This is a genomic window from Polyangium mundeleinium (assembly GCF_028369105.1).
Lineage (GTDB): Bacteria > Myxococcota_A > Polyangia > Polyangiales > Polyangiaceae > Polyangium > Polyangium mundeleinium.
On the sequence record NZ_JAQNDO010000001.1, the window covers coordinates 7,247,870 to 7,270,668 of the forward strand.

Below are 22,799 nucleotides of genomic sequence, written 5' to 3' on the forward strand. Positions count from 1 at the left end.
CCCATCGTTGACGTATTGCCGGCGCGTCCAGACAGTCCGGTAGAAGGATGCTTCATGATCTCCGCTCGCTCTCTCGTTCTCCGCAGGACCCTCCCTTTCCTCCTGTCGGCGCTCGCCCTCGGCCTCGTCGCCGGCTGCGACGACAATGGCAGCAGCAGCACCAGCAGCAGCACCAGCAGCAGTACCAGCAGCAGCTCTTCCTCGGGAAGCGGCGGCGCCGGCGGTCAGGACGCCGGGTTCCGCCTCTCGGGTTCGCTGTCGTATGAGTACGTGCCGTTCGACGTCGACCTCGAAAAGCTCGATTATGGCAAGATCGAGAAGCGCCCGATCCGCGGGGCCTCGGTCCGCCTCCTCGACGCCGACACCGACGCCGAGATCGCGAAGACGACCTCCGATGACGAGGGCGCCTACAGCTTCGATTACATGGGCGCCGCCAAAGTGAAGCTTTGGGTCTACGCCCAGACGGAAGTCCCCTCTTTGACGGTCGAGGACAATACGTCAGGCGACGAGGTCTACGTGATGGAGAGTAACACGGCCGAAAGCGCCGCGGACGCGAAGCTCGACGTCCTCGCCGCCACGGGCTGGGACGGGACCGCGTACACCAAGATCCGCGCCGCCGCCCCGTTCGCCGTGCTCGATACGGCCTACACCTCGGCGAGGCGCTTCCTCGACGAGGTGTCGCCTCCTCCCGCGTTCCCCCCGCTCAAATTCAACTGGAGCATCGACAATCGCCCCGAGGACGGGGACAAAGCCCTGGGCCAGGTCGGCACCTCCCATTTTGACGGCGAGGAGCTCTACATCCTCGGCAAGGCGGACGTGGACACCGACGAGTTCGATTCGCACATCATCGTCCACGAGTGGGGCCACTGGTTCAACAAGACGCTCGGCCGTGCGGATACCATCGGAGGCACCCACAGCAGCAGCGATATCGAGGACCCGCGGGTCGCCTTCAGCGAAGGGTTCTGCACCGCCTTGAGCGCGATCGTCCTCGACCCGGACACCACCTACACCGACAGCTCCGGGCCCCAGCAGGCGAGCGGATTCTCGAATGACGTCGAAATGAACAACGACAACGTCGAGTATAACCCGGGTTGGTTCTCGGAGACGACGGTCGAGGGGTTCGTGTATGATCTCTATGACGGGCCGAACGAGCCCTTCGACCAGGTCAGCGTGGGCATCAGCGGCATCTACGAGGCGCTCCGGACCCAAAAGGACAAGCCCTCGTTCACGACGATCTTCTCGTACGTGGCCTCGCTCAAGGAGAACAACCCGCAATCCGCGCCGGCCATCGACGCGGTCACGTCGTTCTACAACGTAAGCGCCGATTTCGGCATCGACCCCATCGAGGACGAGTGGGGGACAAACGAGACACATTCCGGCGGCTTCCCCGGGAGCCTGCCGGTCTACAAGGAGGGCGTCGTCGGCAATAGCTATACCGTGGACCTGACCGGCGACGCAGAATCCAATCGACTCTCCCAGAACGTCTACTTCCGACTGGAAGGCGACGGGATGGCCATCACCGTCACCTCGACCAGCCCGAGCGACGTCGACCTTTCGGTGTTCAAGGCCGGCGTCCTCGTCGCGTCCGACGGGAACGCGAGCGGGGAAGAGAGCGTCACCTTTGATTCGGAGGCAGGGACGATCTACGTGCTCACCGTGCGTGGGTTCAACACCATGCCCGTATCGTACGGGGCCGACATCACCATCTCGCACTGAAAAAGGAATCGACAATGAAATACATCAGCATCGTGGGGATGGTCGTTCTTCTCGCGGCAGCGGCGTGCGGGACCGACGGAGCGCGGCCTCCGGCGCCTCCCGTGAGCGCGGGCGGCTCTTTCGAGGCGGCCTCGGGCGAGCCCCGCGCCGCGGAATCAAGCACGGCCGCGGCCGAGAAGGCTGGCCCGTCCGAGCCCACCGCGAAGCCCTCCGCCCCCGTGAACGTGACCGCGACGCTCAAGCCTGGCGCGGCCGATCTGGATGTCGTCTTCGGCGCAGACGGCTCGAACATCACCATCGAGGTCTGGGGGGTGGACGGGCTGAAGCTCAAGGGAGGAGCGAGCCCGGTCTCGGAGCCGTCCGTGAGAAACGGGCAATCCGTCAAGGTGTCCGTTCTCTACGACGCGGGGGCGACCGAGAGCAACCTCGCGATCCGCGTCAGCGGCACCTTCCACGGCCGAGAGCAGGCCAAGGTGCAGTCATTCACGATCAACGTGGGCAGCCAGCCCAAAGGCGCGCTGGCCGGGGAGAGCAAGGTCGATAAAGACGGTCGGCCGGTCAAGGTGATGAAGTCGCAATAATTCCTGCCCCAGCCACTCTCCCTGTTCCCGCACAGGGAGGGGACGCCTTCGCATCAACTCGCCCTTGAGCTCCCTGAGCCCGCGTCCGCGGTGGAACGGGCCATCGCCAGGTCGCGCGCACGCGTCTCCAAGGCGCGCGGGCGGGTCCTGTTCAAACTTGATCAGCCGGTTCGTCCGGGGAACATCGCCCGATCCCCCCGATCGGGCTCTCTGATGTCCTACCCGCGCCTACCTTGGCGCATCGTCTCGATCAGGTGGCGCGGAGACCTCACCTCATCCAAACGAGGCGGCGACTTGACGCGTTCAATATCTAACGCGACGCGCCTAGGGTCTCGATTTGCGATCGACGCTTTCGCCTTTCGCGCCCTCTCGCTCTCAGCGAAGAGAATCGCCCTCACGTCAGGTGGAGCTTTCGCGCCCCGAGCACAGATGGCGAGGAGGTGCAGCCCGACGAGGCCGCGAAGCGAGAGGAGCGGTGAATGCAATGATCGAACGGTCATGATTTACCTCGATGCCTGGAGGCAGTTGAGATCCAGGTAGTCGCTGGCTTAGCAATATTCACAACGCCGTCCACCGAGCCAGAGGACAGTGTGCGATTTTGCACACATGCCGTGCCCTGGACTGCATCGCCTGTCTCGCAACGTTGACGCCATTCACCTCACGCTCAGTCCGATCGCGGCCTCCGTTGAAGGGTCCTACCTCGGACAATTCATGTCCTAGGCCATTGCTGAATAACCACGAAAACCCGACGAATCGTGGTAGATTCGTCCCATCGAGTGAGCCGCTGAAACGGTCGAGCCGACGACGCGCATGGGGCGCGACGCGGCGCCCGTGGTGGCCCTTGCTGGGGCTTTCGTCGTGGCCAACGTCCTGCCGCTGGACAAGCGCGTGAACGTCGTTCGGCACCTCGTGGAGGGTGCCAGCGTGCGCGCGACGTCGCGGCTCACGGACGTTTCGCTTCCGACGGTCCTCTCCACGCTCGTCCGCGTCGGGACGGGATGCGACCACCTCCACAACCTGCTCGTGAGGGATCTGGACATCCGCGAGATCGAGCTGGACGAGATCTGGTCCTACGTCGCGAAGAAGCAGGCCCGCGTGACCGCGGTGGATCCCGCCGAGTTCGGCGACGCGTACGCCTATCTCGCCATGGCGCGCACGAAGAAGCTCATCGTGTCCTACCGCGTGGGGAAGCGGGACGAGGCGAACACGCGCGCGTTCGTCGCGGACCTCCGCGCCCGGCTCGTGACGATCCCGGAGATCTCCACGGACGGCTGGCAGAGCTACCCCGTCGCGGTCGGGCAGAGCTTCGGTGGCGCGGTCGACCACGCCGTGATCCACAAGGACTACACGAAGAAGCGCCGCGCGGACGGCCAGAAGCACGACCACCGCTACGAGCCCCCGCGCGACCCGTTCATCACGAAGAAGGCGGCGCACGGCGCGCCGAACCTCGATCGCGCGAGCACGTCTCATGTCGAGCGCGCGAACCTCACGGTCCGGATGCACGTCCGGCGCTTCACGCGCCTTTGCAACGGCTTCTCGAAGAAGATCGAGAACCACCGCGCCGCCGTGAGCCTGCACGTCGCCTGGTACAACTTCTGCCGCGTCCACGAGTCCTTGCGCGTCACGCCGGCCATGGAGGCGGGCATCACGGATCACGTCTGGTCCGTGCAGGAGCTTGTCGAGCGTGCCCTTGCCGCGGAGTCGTGTGCGCCTCCGGAGCCGAAGAAGCTCGCGCCACCCGCCCCGGCCCCTGGGGAGAAGCAGGGCGCGGCGCGGGAGTTGCCGAACGGCAAGGGCTGGCTCCGCGCCCTGCCCGGCGGGAAGGGCAAGCCCGGCGAGGTCCCGCGCGGGCCTACGCCGCCCGCCACGCCCCCGGCGAGGGCCGGGACGGGGGAGGCGTCGAGCGACGCGCTTCCGCCACCGGGGACGCAACTAGACCTGTTCTCGTGGCGATATAGGGCACGGGATGGTGAGCAACTCGGGTTGTTCGACCCGTGACTCGCCGTTTGTCGGTGCGAATGTTCAGGATTTTGCCGAGGCGGATGGTGAGGCCGGCGAGCACCAACACTTTCCCCCATCGGCCGAACCATGTAGGGTCGTCACCTTCCCTGACGGAGGTGGCTCGTTGGCGAACTCGGACAAGCTCGCGGAGGTGGTGGCGATGATGGTCGAGAGGGATGAGGAGTTCCAGCCACTGAAAGAGGCGGCAAAGCCGAACGGCGACGAACCCGTGTGGCCGCTCTCGCGCCTCAAAGAATGCCTCGGGTACACCGCGAGCGAGAAGATCGACCCGGCCGTCAATCGGGCCAAAATCAGCGCGCAGACCGCTGGGCTGTCGATCAAGGAACATTTCGTCGCCGGGGACATCTTCGACGCGCCGGGCGAGATCTTCCTGACGAAGTACGCCGCCCTCCTTGTGACGATCAACGCGGATCCGTCGAAGGAGAAGGTGGCGGTTGCCCAGTCCTACTTCGCGCTTCAGGCTGATAAGCAGCGGTTGGAAGACGAGAAGCGGCTGCGCACGCGGTTCGACGTCACGAACGAGAACAACAAGCTTCAGGGCGTCGCCGCCGACAAGGGCGTCCAGGACTTCGCGAAGTTTAACGGCGTGGGCCTTTACGCCCTCTACGGGGGGCGGAATCAGCAGAAGGTCAAGTCCATGAAGGGCCTGCCGCCTTCGGCGCAGCTTCTCGATCACGCTGGAAGCGAGGAGCTGGCGGCGAACCTCTTCCGCATCACGCAGACGGCGGCCGCCCTTCGACGACAGACCACGAGGAGTGAGGATATTGCGACGGAAACCCATCGTCGCGTTGGGGAAAGCGTTCGGGGCGTGATCCTCCGTGCAGGCAACACGCCTCCGGAAAGGCTGCCCGTGTCACCCACCAAGATCGACAAGCTCGCGACCAAGGTGAAGAAGGAGCTGAAGTCGGGGCCGAAGACCTAACGCTTCCGCTTACGGTTCTTCCACGTGGGGCGTGGAGCCTGCTTCGGGGCGGGAGCCGCCCCAAGCTTCCGGAGGACGGCGCGAGCCTTCTTCTCGTGGACGTAGAACGTCGCCCGAGGCAGGCCAGCAGCTCGCGCCGCGTCCGCGCCGATCAGCCCGCGGGCGCCGAGGTCTACGACATGGGCGACGATCGGGCTCGACGCCATGGCTCGCGCGAGCAGATCCCGCGCCTCGATCGCCGGCATCGGATCCGGCGTCGCGAGGACGGGAGCCGACCGGAGCGAGGACATGGGGATCTCGCGCCAGAAGGCCCGGCGCGAGAGGTTCTGCGCGTGGTAGAACGCCGTCTGCCTGGCGAACCCGCGGAGGGCCGCATCGGGCGGCGTGCCCTCCGCGCCACGGACACGCCCATCGTTCAGGGCTTCCCACGTTGTGATCACCGTGTCCTGCACGAGATCGGGCACGTGCCGCCGTTCCACGCCGATCGCGCGGGCATGGCGGAGGAGCATCGGGCGCATGGCCTCGATGTCCCCCGCGTCCGCCTCAACAATCGGCGCGCCCCCACCGGGGGAGGCGCGGTACCGGATCACGGCGCGTCGCCTCGCACGAGGGCTTCCACCTCGACGTCGAGCGCGTGCGCCACGTGCGTGGCGAAGTGCAGCGTGCAGGCGATTTGCCCGCGAAGGAACGCCTGCACATACATCGGCGCGTAGCCGATCGTATCGGCGACCTTCCACAAGGTCCGCGCGGCGACGACGGGCGCGAGGGCTTTCCGTACGCGTTCGGCCTGCTCCGCGGAGAGCACCGCAGGCAAGCTCTCCGGGGCCTTGTCTTGATCCTGGTCGTGGTCGCTCACGAGGCCCCTCCCTTCCGCTTCGGGGGCGTCACGAGCGAGAGCGCGGGCGCCTTGCGGGGCGGTGCCTTGCCCGCGAGGGCATCGTCGAGCGAGAGCCCCACGGCGCGGGCGATGCTCCGCGCGAGCGCCATGTTGCCCGGCTCCGTCCCGTCGCAGAACGCGAGCACGACGGAGCGACGGAAGCCGACCTTGTGCGCCACAAGGATCCACGAGCCCAACTCGCGGTGGAGGTGGCGCAGCAAGGCGCGGAGGTTCGCCCGCTGGATCTCGATCAAGTCGGACCCACGGAGGGGCCGATCGCGGTGGTCGGAGGCCATCACGACGCGCCTCCCTTCCGCCCGCAGAGCGCGCACGCCCCAACGACATGCGGGCGACCAGCGAGGACTTGCTCGACGGGGATGCCCGCGGCGCGAGCGAGGAGCACGGCGACGGCGTAGGACGTCGACTCCGCGGCGCGGATGAGCGTGGTCCGGTGGACGCCCACGACCGCGGCGAGAACGTCGAGCCCGCCGTAGGCGCGGGCGACGTTGCGGATCGTGGCGCGGATCCGCTTGCGTTCTTCGGACGTGGGGAGGAGGGACGGGCTCTTCCGGCCCTTGGGCGGACGAGTCCCTTGGCCCCGCGGGGCGGGGTGTACTAGACGAAGCATGGGTTGCGACTCCGGCTTGAACGGGGTTGCGGCCAAGTCGCCTCGTGGGGTTCACAGGTCCCACGGGGCGGCGCCTTTTCAGGCCCGCCGAACCTACGCGCCGAAATCGCGGCCCGCTACAGCCGATCGCCAATCTTGATCAGCTACGGCCTATCTTGATCGGCACCCGCGGGCGCGTCTCCAAGGCGCGCGGGCGCGCCTTCTCCTCATGCCCACACGTGTGCAACCGGAATCTTGGGTGGCACTTCAGACCGGGAACTCGGGTAACACTTCCTCGCGGCTGGCGATGTCGACCTCCCCTTGGGTGGCGTGAACCGGGGAGGGCCGATCCGTCGTCAGCGGTACGTGAAGCTAGCAGGTTACGCCGAGTCAGGGGTGCCGGAACCCGTAGCGGCAGCGGCAGCGGAAGCGGAAGCGGAAGCGGAAGCGGAAGCGGCAGCGGAAGCGGAAGCGGAAGCGGGGCTCCGCTACCGCCCCTTCCGCCGATAAATCCAGATGACCGGCGTCCCATGCAGCCCCGCCACGTGGGCCGGCTGCACCGTCCCATAAGCCACCCACGCCTGGTACTCCTGCCCCAGCATGTGCGGTTCGTGGTGGTAGAGCGCAAAGTCCGCCTCGTGAACCGCGCCGACCCCGCGGATGTCCTTCCGCAGCCGGCCGTCCTTTTGCAGCATCTCCCACGAGGGCCAGGCCGTATCGTGCACGTAGACGGTCCCGCCCTTCGGCACCTCGTGGTTGAGGTACTCCACCACCGCGCCCGTCGTGTAGCCCCAAAACGTCCGATTGAGCCCGAGCGTCGCCGCGCCCTTCGCCCCGCCCACGAGCGGCGTGTAGTTCGAGAGCCCCCACGGATGGGACGCCGCCGTCTCCGCGATCGGCGCCGCGAGCAGCACCGCAAAAAGCCCCATCGCCGCCGCAGGGCCGCGCGCGAAACGCCGGAGGTTCGTCGCTTTCAGCCGGCGCAGCTCCACGCGGAGCACGGAGACGAGCCAGGACACCCCTGCCCCGGCGAAGAGCGCGAGGAACGGATACGCCTGCATCCAGTGCTTCGTGCCGCCGAAGATGGGCGTCTTCGGCAGGACCCACGCGCCGTAGGAAATGCCGATCGCCATGAGCCAGAGCAGATCCGTCTCACCGCCCTCACGCCGCGCAACCTTCCCGGCCCGCGCCCGGAGGAGCGCCTGGATCCGCGCCCGCGCCCGCACGCAGAGCCCGAGGGCGGAGAGCGCGAGCGTCACCGCCGGCACCGTCGCCGCCGTCATCACCGGCGCATAAAGCCGCGGCATGGGCGGCGTCCAGTACGTCCGCCCGAGGAATTCCATGTTGTAATACTCGTGGTTCAGGTGGAACGACGCATACGCGCCGAGCCGCGCGAACGTATCCCGCCAGATCCACGGCCAGAGCGCGTACATCACGAGCGGGCCGAGCACGGCCATCGCGCCGAGTGCAGCGAGGGCCCGGCGCGCCGTCTGCTTCATGTCCCCGCCCGTCAACCGGTCCCGCACGAGGCAAAGCGCGACGAACGTGACGGCGAGGATCGGCAAGAACCACGCATTGTGCTTGGTATCGAGCGCGAGGCCGAACGCGAGCCCCGCCGCGATCGGCCAGCGGGATCCGCCCTCCCGCATCGCCTTCCAGAAGCAATACGTGGCGAGCAGGAACATGGTCACGACGGGGACGTCGAAGCAGGCGAGGTGCGCGTTGTAGAAGAAACGCGGCATGCAGAAGAGCGCGATCGCCGCGAAGAGCCCCGCGATCCGCCCGCGCGCCTCGGCGCCCCAGCGATAGACGAGCCCGACGCCCGCACCCGCGAGGAAGATGCCCGGGAATCGATAACTCGTCCCCTCCATCGCGAAGAGGTGCAGCTTCTTCTGCAGGAAGAGGTTCGAGAGCGCGAACAGCGATTTGATGAGCCCCGGGTGCTCGCTGTTCACCCGCCACGCGTTGTCGATCGCCTTCGGCTCGAACGCCGCCCGCGGGTTCGCGAAGAGGAGCTCGAACCAGCGGCGGTAGCTGTCGGCCGCGTGAAAGTAAAACCCCTCGTCCCGCGCATACCCGAGGTCGCCCACGGTCGCGACGAGCAAGGCCATCACGACGCCCGCGAGCAGCGCAGCGATAAGATCGTCTTTCCAGGTGAGCTTGACCCCGCTCATCGCGTGTCCGCCTCGAAGCAAAAGTGCCGGTGCGCGTGGTTCTTGCTCGACACGAAAAACTCCACGGTCGCGCTCTTCTTGCCCGCGTGGGCGCCGAGCGGCATCTCGAACGCCGCCCACCCCTCGCCGTCCCGGTGCTCCCAGCGGCCGATCTCCTCGCCGTCGACGCGCACGGCGAGCGCGACCGGCGCCCCCTTCCGCTCGCGCTCGATGATCCAGTACATCCCGCCATGCCCGCGGATCACGGTCCCGAGCGGGACGCCCGAGAATCGCGTGACGACCTCGCCCCGCGCCGGCGGGTGCGAGAAGAGGCAGCGGCGCGGGCGGAAATCCTGGTCCGCGATGACGGTCGGGCCGATGCTGAAAAACGTGCCGCCGGGGCATTCGAAGCGCGCCGCGGGGAACGTGGGGTGGCCGCCGAGGCCGCCGGCGAGGACACGCGCGTTCGGGTTCCACATGCAGGCGGCCTCGGGGCTCGTCACGCGGACGTCCGCCTGCGTGGGGCCGAGGGCGTCGACGAAATCGAAGACCACCTCGGCGGGGCTCGGGTTTTCGAGGCGCCGGATCACGAAAGGCCCGACCTCACGCCGGCCGGTCTCACGAAAGCCCAAGAGCTCGGGCGCGCTCTCCCCGAGGGCCGAGATCTCCAGCGCCGCGCGATACCGCGACACGTCCGGCCGCGCCACGTCGCGGAGCGGAAAGACTTCGTCGCCGAGCGCCTGCCGCGCGAGCGGCTCGGCCCAGGACGGCGCGACCACCACGAGCTCGCCTTGCTTTCGCTCCTCGGCCATGGGCCCCACGAGGGCCGCCCAGTCCGCGAAGTCGGGCCCCCGCCGCGAGGAGACGAAAAACCCGGCAAGCTCGGCGATCCCGAGGGCCACGAAGGCCCCGAGCAGGGGTTTGGGGCGTAGGGCGCCGGAGGCGACCCGGAGCCCCAAGCGTAGACCACGTGGCCACCACCTCATCCCTGCACCTTCCCCTCGTCCTCGCGTTTTTCGGCGCGCACCATCGCAATGGCGCCTACGAGCGCCGCGAGCCCAACCAAAAACCCCGCAAGGAACCCCGGCGGCCGATACACCAAGGAGAGCGTCGTCACGCCCTGTGGCAGGCGCACGGCGACGCGGTTGTCCACGTTCTCCACCTTGCCCGCCGACACCCGCCAGCCCTCGTCGTAGTTCATGTTGTACACGACGAGCGATCCCGCCTCCGCGCCCGCAAGCTCGATCGTCGCGCCGTTCGGGCTCCAATGCGTGAGCTTCGCCGTGCCCGGCCCCTCCGCGACGAACACCTCGCCCTGGTGGCGCGGATCGTCCGACGCGAGCGCGCCTTTCCGCTCGAACGGCGGCGCGCCGTAACAATCGAGCACGCCCGTGTTGCCGAGCATCGCGAGGTACATCGGCCCCGCCCAGTCGCGCTGCTTGTACTGGAACGGCGGGTTTTTCTCGAAATGAAAGGGCCTGTCCGCAGGGATGTGATCGGGTGGGACCATCCACATCGACTGCGCCATGGGCTTCTGCGCCCCGCGCGCCACGTCGATCCCGATCAAGAACACGAGCGCCGCGAGCGCCGCGTCGAGCCAAGGCCGCCGCCGGCCCGCCCGCTCCACGAGCCGCCCGATCCCGCTCGCCGCCACGATCGCGAGGACGAGCACCGCCGGATACAAAAACCGCGACGGCACGTGCTGGGATCGGAAGACCGGCACGTGCTCGTGCAAGAGCGTCCACGGCGCGTTCGGGTGGAACGCCCCGAGCCCGAGCAGCCCAAAAAGCGCGCCGACCACCTTGAGCGCCGCCTCCCGTTTGCCCTGCACGAGCAAGAGCGCGAGCGCGAGGATCAGCACGCCGGGCAGCCCGATGTACATCCCCCACTCGTGCCACCCATACGCCGGCACGCGCACGGGCCGCGACCCAAAGCCCTGATCCGGCGCCGTCAGCATCGTGAAGAGCGCGCCCATGTCGATCGCCTCGGTCGAGGGCACGAGCCGCGGCGCCTTGCCGAAGACGTCGAGCATCGGGAAGAGTTTTGGTGCTGCGAGCGAGACGCCGAGCAGGCCCGAAGCGCCGAGCACCACGAGCGGCCGCGCGCTCTTCTCCAGCACGCCGACCACGATCGCGTAAATCCCCAGCGCGAGCACCGTGTGCGGGAGCGGATAGATGCCGCCCGCGTAGACGAGCGCGGCGAACGTGGCGCCGAGCAAGACGACGTCGAGGGCGCGGTTTGGTGTCTTTCGCGCGCGCTCGAAGAAGAAGAGCGCCCACGGCAGGAACGCGTAGGCGAGGTGCCAGGTGTGGCCCGAGGCCGTTTGCAGCGCCCAGCGCCCGTTCACCGCCCAGAGCGCCGCCACGAGCGCCCGCGCCCCGTGGCTCTTCGTGAACCGCGATCCGGCCGCATACGCCCCCGCCGCGCCGATCAAGGCCATGCCCACGACCTCGACCCGGATCGCGAGGTTCATCGGCAAGACCAGATAGGCGAGCAGCCACGGCGAGACGAGGATCGTGTCCGCCTCGACGTACCCCCAGGCCGGAAATCCTCCGCATGCGTACGGATTCCAGAAGGGCATCTCGTGGTGATCGAGCAGGCTCGTCTTGACGAGGTAGCGGTGCGAGGTCTGCACGTCCCAGTCGTGGAAGCCGAACGTGTGTGCCTTGAGGAGCCACGGCAGCACGACCACCACGACGGCCACGAGCATCGAGAGGCCCGCGAGGAGCGCAGCAGCGGCGCGGGGCGGATCACGCCGCGCGGCAGCGAGGAGGCGACGCGGGAGGGAAAGAGCGGGCTTGTCCACGGGCGGCGCGGACGTTAGCACGTTGCCCCGCCGGGCTGCCTCGGCTAAGCCGCCGTCCGTGCTGGGGATCCCGAAGGCCCTGTTCGCGCTGCACCGGCGCGCCGTGACGCTCCCACGGGCCGAGCGCATCACGGACGCGCTCGCCACACTCGCAGGCCCCGCGCGGTCGCTGCTCGACGTGGGCGCCGGCGACGGGGCCATCGCCGCCGCCGTCGGCAAACGCGTGGGCGCGAGCCGCGTCGCGGGCGTGGACGTGCTGGTTCGTCCCCACACGGTGATCGAGGTCGTCCCCTACGACGGGCGGCGCCTGCCGTTCCCGGACGGCGCGTTCGAGATCGTCACGATCTCCGACGTCCTGCACCATTGCGAGGCGCCGGGCGAGGTGCTCGCCGAGTGCTTGCGCGTGGCCGCCCGCGCCGTGGTCGTGAAGGATCATTTCCGCTTCGGCCCCGTCTCGCAGGCCCTGCTCCTGGCCATGGACGTCGTGGGCAACGCGGAGGCAGGCGTGCTCGTGCGAGGGACCTATTTCTCGCCGGCCGAATGGATCGACCTGGTGCAGGCGGCACGCGGGCGCATCACCGAGCTCCGCTGGCCGCTGCGGATCCACGACGCGCCGATGCGCCTCGTCACACGGGACGAGCTTCAGTTCGCGGCACGGATCGAGCACGTCCAAGGAATGGAGAACGCATGAAGACGCTCGTCGTCGGCGGCGCCGGGTTCATCGGCAGTCACCTCGTGGATCGGCTCGCCACGCGGGGGCCCGTGACCGTGTACGACAATCTTTCCGTCGGGAAACGCGCGTTCCTCCAGGAACACCTCGCCGAGGGGCGCGTGACGCTCGTCGAGGCGGACGCGCTCGACCTCGAACGGCTCACCGCGGCCGCCGCGGGCCACGACGTCGTCTTCCACCTGTCGGCGAACCCCGAGGCGCGCTGGGGCCTGGAGCGGACGCGGCTCGACCTGGAGCAGGGCACGATCGTCACGTACAACGTCCTCGAAGCGATGCGCCGCGCGCGCGTGGGGCGGCTCGTCTTCTCGTCGTCGGGCACGGTCTACGGAGACACGCCGGAGACGTGCAAAGAAGACCACATCGGGCACTTGCCGATCTCGCTCTACGGGGCGAGCAAGCTCGCGGGCGAGGCGCTGATCAGCGCGTTCGTCGAGTGCTTCGGCCTGCACGCGACGATCTTCCGCTTCGGCAACGTCGTGGGCCCCCGCGGGACGCATGGCGCCGCGCTCGATTTCCTGAAGAAACTACGCGACCGGAAGACCGAGCTCGAAGTGCTCGGCGACGGCCGGCAATCCAAGCCTTATCTCCACGTCTCGGATTGCACGGACGGCATGCTCTTCGGGCTCGATCACGGAAAGGAGCAGCTCGGCCTCTACAACCTCGCCCCGCCCGACCAGACCTCCGTCGCCCGCATCGCCGAGCTCTGCGTGAAGGCCTCCCCCTACCCCGACGCGACAATCCGCTTCACCGGCGGCGATCGCGGCTGGCCCGGCGACGTGCCGCGCTCGTCGATGAGCCCGGACAAGCTCGCAGCGCTCGGCTTCCGGGTGCGTCACTCCAGTGACGATGCCGTCCGCATGGCCGTCGAGGCGCTGGCACGCGAGGTCTTCGGCTAGGACGTCGAGGCGTCCTTCACGCGAAAAAAAAGGGGGGCGTCCCCATCGGAGGACGCGACTTTCGACGCGAGATCCGGCGCGCGGGGACGCCCCCTCGGGCGCGGGTCCGGAGGACCTTGTGCTCGGCTTGCCGTCAATGCACACGCGATGCCGCCCGCCCCATGTGCACCAAGCAGGCGAGCCACGCTGCGAGCGGCGCACGCTCGTCCGCGATCCGTCACGCGCGCCGCGGCCCCCGTCTGCGACCCCACGGACAGCCGAAAAAACCCGAGCGTTTGCGTGATTTCTGGTAGGGTCGCACGCTACCGGAGGAGCAGCCAGACCATGGGGCAGACGAACGATACGATCGAGTCCTTGCGCGCCGAGCTCGCGGCAGCAGAAGAGCGGGCGCGGCTCGCAGAGGAGCGCGCCGCAGCGCTCGAGGACCTCATCGCGCTCGTGCCCGGCATCGTACTGGAGTTCGAACAAGGGCCCTCAGGCGCGTTTCGACCCACGTTCATCGGCGGGATCGGGCTGCAAACCTTGCTCGGTTATTCGGTCGAGGACTGCATGAGCACGCCCGACTTCTTCACATCGATCATCCACCCGGACGATCGAGCCCAGGCAAACGCAGAAGCGATGCGATTTCTCCAGGACGGAGAGTCCCACCTCGCGCCGCATCGAATGATGCGCAAGGGTGGCGGTCATATCTGGGTCGATACGCACTTCCTGTACGAGCCGGCCGAGGAAGGGCGCCCAGCCAAGCTCCACAGCGTGATGTTCGACGTGGACCGTCGCGCCCACGCCGAGCAAAACGCGCGAGAAGCCCTGCTCAAAGAACGCGCACTCCATCAGCGGCTCGACGGGTTCGTCGCGAACGTCCCCGGCGTCGTGTGGGAGAGTTATTTCGTCGATGATCCCGGCCGGCACCGGATGAACTACGTGAGCGACGCAGTCCTGCCGATCACGGGGTACACGGCCGAGGAGTGGGGAAATCCGAATTTCTGGCGCGACCTCGTTCACCCCGAGGATCAGGAGCTGGCCAAAGCCGACGCAGAGCGCACCGCAGTAGAAGGGAGCGGTTCGTCGGCCTATCGTTGGATCACCAAGGATGGTCGGACGCTCTGGGTGAACTGCCGGATGACGGCCATCTGGGACGAGTCCGGGGCGCCGATCGGCCTGCGCGGCGTGACGATGGACATCACAGACCTGAAGCACGCCGAGATGGATCGCGCAGATGCCGAGTTCCGGGAGCGGCTGCTCAAGGCGCAGGAAGACAGCCTGCTCGCACTCTCGACCCCACTCGTGCCGATCGACGACGACCTGCTCGCGATGACGCTCGTAGGCGGGCTCGACGAGCGGCGCGCCGATCGAGTGCTGACGACGCTGCTCGAAGGCGTGACGCAAACAGGCGCGCGCGCCGTCATCCTCGACGTGACGGGCGTGCCACAGGTCGAAGCGCAGACGGCCGATCTGCTGGTGAAGGCCGCAAAGGCCGTGGGGCTGCTCGGAGCAGAGGTCGTGCTGACCGGGATCCGGCCAGAAGTGGCGCGGACCCTGGTCGAGCTCGGCGCCGAGCTCGGCTCGATCGTGACGAAAGGAACGCTCAAGGCCGGGATCGCCCACGCGATGCGAGCCCGCAATGGTACCGCGGGGAAAACGAGGGCTCGCTGAGGGCCGTTGCGCTGGGGCTTTGCCCCAGACCCCACCGGGGCTGTCCGCCCCTGGACCCGGACCAGCGCAAGCGCTGGACTCGGGGTCGATGAACTGCGCTCCGCGCAGTTCATCGAACAGCCGCTGGTAAGACCAGGAGCAACCCTGCCAACAGAGACCGGGGCGCTGCAGGCTCAACTGGCAACGTGCCCGTCGCCATTGGGCACCCCCATGGGAGAGGCACATGGCCCCAAGCCAGGGGCGCGTGGAGCTGACCGGGGACCACGTGTGGTTGATGCAGAACGTTGTGGAGCTGACCGCCGACCGCGTGGACCTGACCGTGGAGCGCGTGGACCTGGCCGGGGAGCGCGTGGACCTGGCCGGGGAGCGCGTGGACCTGGCCCGGAACCGTGCGCGGGGTGTGCGCGCGGCGCCTGGACCCGAGGGGCAAGCGGTTGGGGTTCGGCGAAGCCATGCGTGGGGTTCGGCCGGGAGCGCGTGCGGCCGTCCGCCGAACGCGTGGACTTCCCAAGGCGGCCGCACGGAGCCGAGGACGGCGCGCCTGAAGTCGACGGAGCTGCGCGTGGACCCGGGACGTGGCGCGCCTGGATCTTTGGCGGAATCACCTGGACCGCTCGGCGCTGCAGGCACAACCGGCAGCGTGCCCGTCGCCAGCTCGAGACCCACCTCGATGGTCTTGCCACGGGCCCGTTGGAAGAACTGCGCACCGCGCAGTTCTTCCACCTTCGGTCCAGGCCGTGCCTGGTTCGGGTCGAGGGGCGAACAGCCCCCGCGGGGTCCGGGGCAGCGCCCCGGCGCGACGCCCCGAGGGAGACTACCAGCCGGCGCGGCGGATGGCTTTGTAGGACGAGGAGGCTGTGCGCAGACCGTAGACGCAGCCGGCGGAGCAGCCTTTGCACTCGTAGGCGTACATGGAGCCCCAGCCGTCGCCCTTCTCGAAGAGGATGATGTGACCGGCGCCGCCGGAGTTGTAGACCAGGGCGTCGGCGGGCTTCACGTTCGAGCGTGAGACCGTCTTCCAGTTCGATGAGTCCTTCACGAAGTGGATTGTGCCGTAGGGGTGCGAGTCCACGGAGATGTCGTCGTTCGACGAGGGGACCTTCCAGGCCTTGGCGACGAAGCCTGAGCAGTCTGCGCCGTACGAACCGCTGTGGGAGCAGCTCGGGCAGCTCCCGGAGCAGGAGCCCTTCGTCGACGAGGTCGGCCCATCCGCCTTCCAGCGGCCGTGGCCCCACCAATACGAAAAGCCCTTCACGGACTTGCCGCGATTGATGGCGCCCTGCTGCGCGGTGCTGAGATCGCTCGTGCCGCCGCTGCCGCCCGAGGAGACCGTCGTGTAATACTTCCCGGAGCTCCAGCCGACTGTGCCGTCGTGCTTGATCTTGTAAAACCCGTTCTTCGGGTCGGCGGCCTCGACCGTCACCTTTGCGCCTGTGGGCACCACGTGCAGAACGGAGTAGGTCGTCCCGGGGCCGTTGCGGAGGTTCACGTCCGTCGTCGATTTGAGGGTCGTGCCGACAGCGATCGTGCCGGCCACGCCTTCGCTGGTCGAGCCGAGATCTTCGTTGGCGCCGATGAGCTCCTCGGACGAGTCGTCTCCGGAGCATGCGGGGAGCATGCCCATTCCGAGGGCGATGGCGGCGGCTGCAATCGACAGCGACAGGCGGCGAGCGTGGGTCTTCATGGGGCTTTGGCTCCTGGACGTGAAAAACCCATACTACAAGCCGCGTGCCAGACGCGTCCATGGCCACGCGCAGGGTTTCGACGCGCCTCCTCTCCACACGCACGAGAGAAAACTGCGGCGTTGATGGAACGGCGCGCGGCGTCGTGAGGCGACTTGGGGTCCCGCCGGGCGAATGGCGTGTCCTGGAGATGGATCGATCGTCCCCCACAGGGTGGATCTTTTCTTATCCAGGATGGGTGTTTGGCGCGGGCTTTTCCTTGCGTGTGCGGCTCTGGTAGAACGGGCGCATGCGCAAGAAGGTGGTGGCGCTCGTGGCCGTTCTCGGTGCGCTTGCCGCGGGCGTGGTGGTGGCGCGTGGATGCTCCGGCGACGGGACGTCGAAGGAGACGAGGCCGGTCAAGCCGGGCCACGAAAAGGCCGCGTCGGGGCCTCCGCGGGACGACGCGGCGCGGCCTACGGGCTCGGCCGTGGCCATCGTGGCGGATACGTCGGCGCGGCCGGAAAAAGGGCCGGAGGTCGTGTTTTCGGCGACGTGGGGCGGGACGCGGATGAATGAGCTCGGCCGGTCGCGCCCCGACGAGGCGAACCCCGAGGCGCCGATGAGCCTCGCCATGGACCCGAAAGGCAACATGTTCGTGCTCGATCAGGTCAATGGCCGGGTCGTGCGTATCGGGCCGGACGGCAAGCCCGAGGCCGTGATCCCGCTGAAGGAGCAGGAGGCGGCGCAGGACATGGCCGTGACCGACGAGGGCCAGGTCGCGGTGCTGGATCGATACAACAGCAAATCGATCGTCATGTACGACGAAAAGGGCGGCGTGCTCGGCGAGATGCCGCTCGAAGGCGAGGGTCTCGACGAGCTCGGGTTCGTCACGGGGGTGTTCGTCGACGGCAAGGACGTGTATGTCGAAAAGGAGCACGGCCCGCTTTTGCGGATTGGGACGACCGACGGGCAGCCGGGGGATCGCATCGAGGTCCCGGGCCGCCCGACGCGTGATGGGCTGAGCTACATCAAAGCCGGCATCATCGAACCCGAGCTCGGGCGAATGTACATCTCGTCGGTGGATCGGAAGACGATGCAACATCGATTCACGCGCGAGTACCGGCAAGGGAGCGAGATCCGCGGGATCTTGCTCCTCGACACGGACAAGACCGGGACCATTTATCTGGCCACGTTGCTCATGCAAAATGGCCAGGAGACGGTGATCCTTTCGTGCCACGAGCCGCTCAAGGGCATTCCGACGGGCACGGCCGTCCTGCCCGTGAATACGATGCCGGAGGAGACGTTCCGCGACATGGCGGTGCTCGACGAGGGCGGCGTCGTGTATTCGGTGCGGACCGAGCAGGGCGTGAGCTACCAGAAATACGATTGCCAATGAGCAAGCTGCTGGCCCGTCCCGAGGCCCGCGTGGTCGTCGTCGACGTGCTGCGCCACGTGGATCTCGAACCGGGCCCCGGGGCGGGGCCGTGGATCCGGGCCGCCGTGGGCACGCTGGCCCTCACGGGCGCGAGCACGGCGCTCGTCTTGGGCACCCAGGGCGCGCTCTGGTACCTGTTCGGAGCGCCGATCCTGGCGGGCCTGCGGGGCTTCCTGCGCGCCAGGCAGCAGAGCCCGCTCGGTCACCGCGTGGCCATGCGGATCGAGCCCTGGGGATTCGTGCTCGATCCCGAGGGCCTGGAGGAGGTCCTGCCCTGGCCGCGGATTTCGAGCCTCCGGCACCACACGGTCATCCTGAGCGAGCAGAGCACCGTGGACATGTTTTTCGTGGAGGTCGACGGCGAAACCCATCGCGCCGTTTGTCCGGCTTCGCCGCCGCTCGCGGTGCTGCCCGTGGCGTTCCCGGGGTATGTCGCGGCAGCGAAGCGGCCCGTGGCGCTCGATCTCGATGGCGCGATGTCGATCGAAGGGACCCAGGCGACGTTCGCGGAGCTTTTGGGCCGGGCGCGGCGCATGCTGGAGTCGCCCGACGGCACGACGCAGCTCGGAATGCCGGCGGCGGGGTATCGAGGGGTGGCGTCGCGGACGCCGGGGCACGAGACGGCGTCGATCCTGCGCGGAGCGCTCGTGGGGCATCGGCGCGCCGTGGACGAGGGGCCACTCGCGGCAATGCTCGCGGCCATGCTGGGGACGCGGGAGCTTCTCCGGGAGGTGCTGACGCTTTGCATGAGCCCGAGCCCGCTCGTGGCGGCCGTCGGCAAGGCCGCGGCGCTCCGGCTCGGCGCGGCGCCGATGCAGCCGGGCGCGGTGGACGAGGTGCTCCCGTTTCTGCCGGAGGACGAGGTGCGGGCGATCGAGCGATTCGCGCAGGGCGAGGACGGGGGTTAGCGCTCAGAGGGTGTTCCGCAGGCTTTCCGAGCTTTTTTGCATCGACCGCATCGCGGTCGATGCACGAAGAGGTCCAGGGCTGCGCCCTGCAAGGGGGAACGATTGAGCTATGTCGTGCGTTCCCAGTGCAGGACACCTTGCGGTGCGCCAGATCCGTCTGGTACTCTCTCCCATATTAAGATCACCGTGGGACGCCGACTTCCCTGTGTTGTTGGGCGATTCAAGCGGCGGAACCTATGGATCAACAACCAGAGCGAGGCTTTCTTCATGACCATGCTCGACCGCAACCACCGCGCTCCCGAGCCGCTTCGTCCGACCTCGAAGCCCACGCAAGAGTGGTCCGTTTTGAGCCGCCGCGGGATGACCAGGTGGACTCGCACCGAGCTATGGCAGTCGCGGCCCCAGCCCGAAGGCTCGAATCATAGCCAATCCCTTGATCCGCTACCTCTCGCACCATGGCAACGGCCGTTCCTCGATATACCTGTCTTTCCGCCTAGCGCGCCGCGTAGCTCTGACAGCACGAACGGTGCCGATGCCAAGCAAGGACTCGCGGGCGAGAACGCAAAGCTCGCGCCGGTGCTCATGCCGCCGCCGGTCCAGCGCAAAGCGACCGTCAGTTCCTCGGGTGATCCGTACGAGCGCGAGGCAGACGAGGTGGCGGACAAGGTGATGCGGATGGCTGAGCCGGCGCCCGTGGGCTCGGCGCCCGTGGGCTCAGCGCCCGTCGCCATCCAACGAAAATGCACGGCATGCGAAGAGGAGGACAAGGAGAAAATTTACGCCAAGCGCGTGCCTTCTACGAATCCCGCGGCGAGCCTGGATGCCGTGGATGTCACACGCGCCACCCAGCAGGGCGGAGCGCCCATGCCGAGAGATGTACGCGATTTTTTCGAGCCGCGCTTCGGCTACGACTTCGGCTCCGTACGGATCCACCACGACAGTGCAGCCGCAGAATCCGCACAAGCCATCCATGCCCGCGCTTACACCTTCGGGCGGGACATCGTGTTTGCCAGGGGGCAGTACTCCCCGGAAACCACGGATGGAAGAAGGCTGCTCGCGCACGAACTCGTGCACGTGCGACAACAGGCATCAGGCGCCGGACCATCTTTGGTACAGCGGCAGCCCGACAAAGACCACTGCGGGCCGATTCGCGCGATCGCCTATAACTATCGCGTGGCGGCGCAGGAGGGGAGGATGGAGGATGCACGCAAGTTGCTCTCGCAAGCATCGAAGGAGGACGCCGCCTACCTGCATTGCCGCCTGACAGCCCCGGGCGATGAGCTGTCGAAGTTCGCCCGAGCGAAGCTCTCGGATAAGGGCTTGACGGTGGCAACCAACCAGCTCAAGCGCAAGCTGGGCGTCCCCGAGGTGCCCGTGCCCGGCGCTGACAAGCGCAAACTGTGGGGGTCCCCAACCGCAAAGGACTACGAGCTCTTTTTTGCAGAGATGGCGAAGGGGCCGGACCCGGACGGATTCGTCATGGAATCCGATGGATTCATCGATTACGAATATCAGCCGACCTACAAGCAAGACAACCGCCGCGGGTGGTCCAAGTGGGTCATCTTCACCTATCCTGACGGGAGCAAGATGGAGGTCCATCTCGACGCCATTCCCGAGGACAAACCGAACCAGCAGAGGGTGAAGCGGATCATCGAGCGGATGTGGGGGGAGGACCTGCTTCGCATCACACAGATATCTGCAGATGCATCGATGTTCGTGGTCTCTGCCGCGACGGCGCTCAAAAATCCGCTAGGCAGCCCCTGGATCGCGCGAGGGTCGCCAGGCATGGTGCGGATACCGGGTCTGCGTGGCAATCTCTACGATCCTGCAGGCAGCAGCGCGAGCGCGGCGAACGATATGACGTTCGCCCCGGTGAGCGGACCGGAGGTCCCGCCGAACGTCGTGCCGCTCGTCCGAAGCTCGCCGCCGCAGGTCTCGGGGACTCTCGCGCTCGACCTGTTTGCCCAGCAGAATGCGTTCGGTGCTCCCCTGCAAGACGTGACTCCGTTTTCTTTCTCGCGGCCGGCTCCCATGCCCCAGGCCGTGGCGCTGGACGTACCGCTTACTCCGACGCGCTTCTACCAGGTTCCAGGAAACCCCATCGCGCCGCCGGGTTGGGCAAGTGGGAGCACGCTCCCGATGGGCACCGTCACGTCCGTCCTCGACCCCCTCATCGAGGCATCCCGCCGGCAGCGTCAGCGGCAGACCGCCCCAGAGCCAGGCCTCACCCCTTTTCCCGAGGCCGAGGCCGAGGCCGAGCCCCAGCCCGAGCTCCGGCGCGACCCGCGGGAAGAGTGCCGCTCATGGAACCCCTATGCGATCAACTGCGAAACCGGCGCCTCCAATGCCGAGAGCTCCGTCCGACGCTTCCTCGCCAGCGCAGGGCACGCGAACATCTCCCGGCTGTCATGCTCCCAGAACAGCACCTTCACGGAGCGCGACGACATCATGGCGTGCAACGGGGCTCCCGGGATGACCTATCACTGCATTCCCGACGGGCGGCGGGACCTCACGGTCAGCGTCTTCGGCTGCCAATGTTGCGACGCCAAAGGGGATACGAGCTACACTTGGCGCGGTCCCCACTGGTCCATCAACCTATCGAAACGCGGACGATGAGCATGAACCCGTCGAGCCCTCCCCCCGCTGAGCCCTCCGGATTGCCGGTGATCCGGCTGCGGGTCGATGACATCGAGGCTGCCCTCTCCTTCTATCGCCGCGTCTTCGAAGCCGACGCTGACGACGCGGATCCCCACGCGCTCTACCCTGAGGGCAACCGTGCGCTCGTCTTCCGCATCCTGGGCCCCGACGAGGGCCCCCAGCCCACCGCCGGCGACGTGGAGGACGAGGACGCCGCCACCCCACGATGCGAGCTCGTCGTAGACGACGTGGAGGCGTGGCTCGAGCGTGCTGGGGATGCTGGGGGGACGGTCAAGGCGCGCGTGGTCGACGATCGAGGGCGTGTGACCTATGGTCAATGGCGGGATCCCTTCGGCCACCTCTGGGCCCTGTCGGCAGCCGATAGGTGACGGCTCCCGGGCCTTTTTGCATCGACCGCAACGCGGGCGATGCAATCAGGCACGCCGGCCGCCCGGGCTCCTGTAGGCGCGCAGCATTCGAAGGGAGAGCTCGACGTGCACGTCGGCGAGCTCGTCGAGGGAGAGCGCCTCGGACGGCGCGTACCAGTACGGGAGGCGCACGCCGATCGCGGAGAGCGCCGCGGCGGTCGCCACCTCGTCGGGCACGGAAAACCGTCCCATCGCCACCCCGCGCACGAGGACTTCCCGGACGAGCGCCAGCGATTGCGCGCGAATGGCGAGCGCCGGGGCAGCGAGATCGGCCGTCAGGGCGTAGATCTCTTCGTTGACCACCACCGAAAGGTGCGGATAGGTCGCGTGCAGGAGGGTGTGGGCCCGGACGAGCGCGCAGATCTGCTCGAGCGGATCGTCGCCCGCGTCGCGCAGCGCCGCCTGCAAGGTGACGGCGTGCACCTCGTGGCCCACGCGGACGAGCTCCGCGAGCACGTGCTCCTTCGAGGGGAAGTGCGCGTACAGCGCGCTCGGCTGCAGCTCCAGCGGCTTCGCGATGTCGCGGACCGACGTGCCGTGGAAGCCCTCGCTCGCGAAGAGCTGCAAGGCCACCTCCAGGATCCGCCGTCGCGGGCCCTCGGGCACGGAGGACGGCGGGAGGGTCGCCGTTGCTGCGCGCAGACGTGAAGCCCTGAGGGAGCTCATGGGCTTCCGTTTTTGAACGAGCGTTCGTTTGTGTCAACGAAATCATCCCGTCGTGACGTCGAGGGGTGTCGGCATCGTTCCACCTTCGCCCTGCTCGC

General features: G+C 67.8%; 20 protein-coding genes. 11 read left to right on the forward strand and 9 right to left on the reverse strand.

Annotated elements, in window-relative coordinates; all coding sequences use genetic code 11:
* Positions 1-54: 54 nt before the first annotated feature.
* The 4 genes from POL67_RS28705 to POL67_RS28720 all read left to right on the forward strand — a co-directional run bounded on the left by POL67_RS28705 (position 55) and on the right by POL67_RS28720 (position 5,241).
* On the forward strand, positions 55-1,716 hold the full coding sequence (locus tag POL67_RS28705) for a carboxypeptidase-like regulatory domain-containing protein (RefSeq protein WP_271922747.1): 1,662 nt from the start codon (positions 55-57) through the stop codon (positions 1,714-1,716).
* A 14-nt stretch (positions 1,717-1,730) separates the two neighbouring features.
* Positions 1,731-2,297 carry a hypothetical protein gene (locus tag POL67_RS28710; RefSeq protein WP_271922749.1) on the forward strand — a complete coding sequence of 189 codons (567 nt, stop codon included), beginning with the start codon at positions 1,731-1,733 and terminating at the stop codon, positions 2,295-2,297.
* Positions 2,298-3,107: 810 nt separating this feature from the next.
* Positions 3,108-4,295 (forward strand): IS1 family transposase, encoded by a 1,188-nt coding sequence (locus tag POL67_RS28715; protein WP_308789554.1) that lies wholly within the window; start codon positions 3,108-3,110, stop codon positions 4,293-4,295.
* The gene (locus POL67_RS28720; RefSeq protein WP_271922751.1) at positions 4,264-5,241 is read left to right on the forward strand and encodes a hypothetical protein; all 978 of its coding nucleotides are present in this window, start codon (positions 4,264-4,266) and stop codon (positions 5,239-5,241) included. Before POL67_RS28715 ends, POL67_RS28720 begins: the two co-directional genes overlap by 32 nt.
* On the opposite strand, the gene POL67_RS28725 is transcribed toward POL67_RS28720, so the two are convergent.
* The 7 genes from POL67_RS28725 to POL67_RS28755 all read right to left on the reverse strand — a co-directional run bounded on the left by POL67_RS28725 (position 5,238) and on the right by POL67_RS28755 (position 11,684).
* Positions 5,238-5,831, reverse strand: a complete 594-nt coding sequence (locus tag POL67_RS28725) for a sigma-70 family RNA polymerase sigma factor (RefSeq protein ID WP_271922753.1) — start codon at positions 5,829-5,831, stop codon at positions 5,238-5,240. The genes POL67_RS28720 and POL67_RS28725 overlap by 4 nt on opposite strands.
* Positions 5,828-6,097, reverse strand: a complete 270-nt coding sequence (locus POL67_RS28730; protein ID WP_271922755.1) for a hypothetical protein — start codon at positions 6,095-6,097, stop codon at positions 5,828-5,830. The genes POL67_RS28725 and POL67_RS28730 overlap by 4 nt, the downstream gene beginning before the upstream one ends.
* Positions 6,094-6,417: a hypothetical protein gene (locus tag POL67_RS28735; RefSeq protein WP_271922758.1), complete on the reverse strand. Its 324-nt coding sequence runs from the start codon at positions 6,415-6,417 to the stop codon at positions 6,094-6,096. The genes POL67_RS28730 and POL67_RS28735 overlap by 4 nt, the downstream gene beginning before the upstream one ends.
* Positions 6,414-6,746, reverse strand: a complete 333-nt coding sequence (locus POL67_RS28740; RefSeq protein WP_271922761.1) for a transcriptional regulator — start codon at positions 6,744-6,746, stop codon at positions 6,414-6,416. The genes POL67_RS28735 and POL67_RS28740 overlap by 4 nt, the downstream gene beginning before the upstream one ends.
* Positions 6,747-7,213: 467 nt before the next feature.
* Complete coding sequence (locus POL67_RS28745; protein ID WP_271922763.1) at positions 7,214-8,899, reverse strand: glycosyltransferase family 39 protein; 1,686 nt, start codon at positions 8,897-8,899, stop codon at positions 7,214-7,216.
* The gene (locus tag POL67_RS28750; protein ID WP_271922765.1) at positions 8,896-9,837 is read right to left on the reverse strand and encodes a hypothetical protein; all 942 of its coding nucleotides are present in this window, start codon (positions 9,835-9,837) and stop codon (positions 8,896-8,898) included. The genes POL67_RS28745 and POL67_RS28750 overlap by 4 nt, the downstream gene beginning before the upstream one ends.
* A 23-nt stretch (positions 9,838-9,860) precedes the next feature.
* Complete coding sequence (locus POL67_RS28755; RefSeq protein WP_271922767.1) at positions 9,861-11,684, reverse strand: putative glycosyltransferase family protein; 1,824 nt, start codon at positions 11,682-11,684, stop codon at positions 9,861-9,863.
* A gap of 58 nt (positions 11,685-11,742) precedes the next feature.
* On the opposite strand from POL67_RS28755, the gene POL67_RS28760 reads away from it, so the two are divergent.
* The 3 genes from POL67_RS28760 (at position 11,743) to POL67_RS28770 (ending at position 14,963) form a co-directional block, all read left to right on the forward strand.
* Positions 11,743-12,375, forward strand: a complete 633-nt coding sequence (locus POL67_RS28760; protein WP_271922769.1) for a methyltransferase domain-containing protein — start codon at positions 11,743-11,745, stop codon at positions 12,373-12,375.
* A complete protein-coding gene (locus POL67_RS28765) occupies positions 12,372-13,310 on the forward strand; it encodes an NAD-dependent epimerase/dehydratase family protein (RefSeq protein ID WP_271922771.1) in 939 nt (312 codons plus the stop codon). Before POL67_RS28760 ends, POL67_RS28765 begins: the two co-directional genes overlap by 4 nt.
* Before the next feature lie 324 nt (positions 13,311-13,634).
* Positions 13,635-14,963 (forward strand): PAS domain-containing protein, encoded by a 1,329-nt coding sequence (locus POL67_RS28770; RefSeq protein WP_271922773.1) that lies wholly within the window; start codon positions 13,635-13,637, stop codon positions 14,961-14,963.
* 814 nt (positions 14,964-15,777) lie between these two features.
* On the opposite strand, the gene POL67_RS28775 is transcribed toward POL67_RS28770, so the two are convergent.
* Positions 15,778-16,647 (reverse strand): SH3 domain-containing protein, encoded by an 870-nt coding sequence (locus POL67_RS28775; RefSeq protein ID WP_271922775.1) that lies wholly within the window; start codon positions 16,645-16,647, stop codon positions 15,778-15,780.
* Between the two features lie 287 nt (positions 16,648-16,934).
* Here POL67_RS28775 and POL67_RS28780 point away from each other — a divergent pair, with 287 nt between their 5' ends.
* The 4 genes from POL67_RS28780 (at position 16,935) to POL67_RS28795 (ending at position 21,996) form a co-directional block, all read left to right on the forward strand.
* On the forward strand, positions 16,935-18,023 hold the full coding sequence (locus POL67_RS28780) for an NHL repeat-containing protein (protein WP_271922777.1): 1,089 nt from the start codon (positions 16,935-16,937) through the stop codon (positions 18,021-18,023).
* Positions 18,020-18,970, forward strand: a complete 951-nt coding sequence (locus POL67_RS28785; RefSeq protein WP_271922779.1) for a hypothetical protein — start codon at positions 18,020-18,022, stop codon at positions 18,968-18,970. Before POL67_RS28780 ends, POL67_RS28785 begins: the two co-directional genes overlap by 4 nt.
* A gap of 267 nt (positions 18,971-19,237) precedes the next feature.
* Complete coding sequence (locus POL67_RS28790; protein WP_271922781.1) at positions 19,238-21,586, forward strand: eCIS core domain-containing protein; 2,349 nt, start codon at positions 19,238-19,240, stop codon at positions 21,584-21,586.
* On the forward strand, positions 21,583-21,996 hold the full coding sequence (locus tag POL67_RS28795; RefSeq protein ID WP_271922783.1) for a VOC family protein: 414 nt from the start codon (positions 21,583-21,585) through the stop codon (positions 21,994-21,996). The genes POL67_RS28790 and POL67_RS28795 overlap by 4 nt, the downstream gene beginning before the upstream one ends.
* A gap of 45 nt (positions 21,997-22,041) precedes the next feature.
* Here POL67_RS28795 and POL67_RS28800 read toward each other — a convergent pair whose 3' ends face one another.
* Positions 22,042-22,701 carry a TetR/AcrR family transcriptional regulator gene (locus POL67_RS28800; protein WP_271922785.1) on the reverse strand — a complete coding sequence of 220 codons (660 nt, stop codon included), beginning with the start codon at positions 22,699-22,701 and terminating at the stop codon, positions 22,042-22,044.
* Positions 22,702-22,799 lie beyond the last annotated feature (98 nt).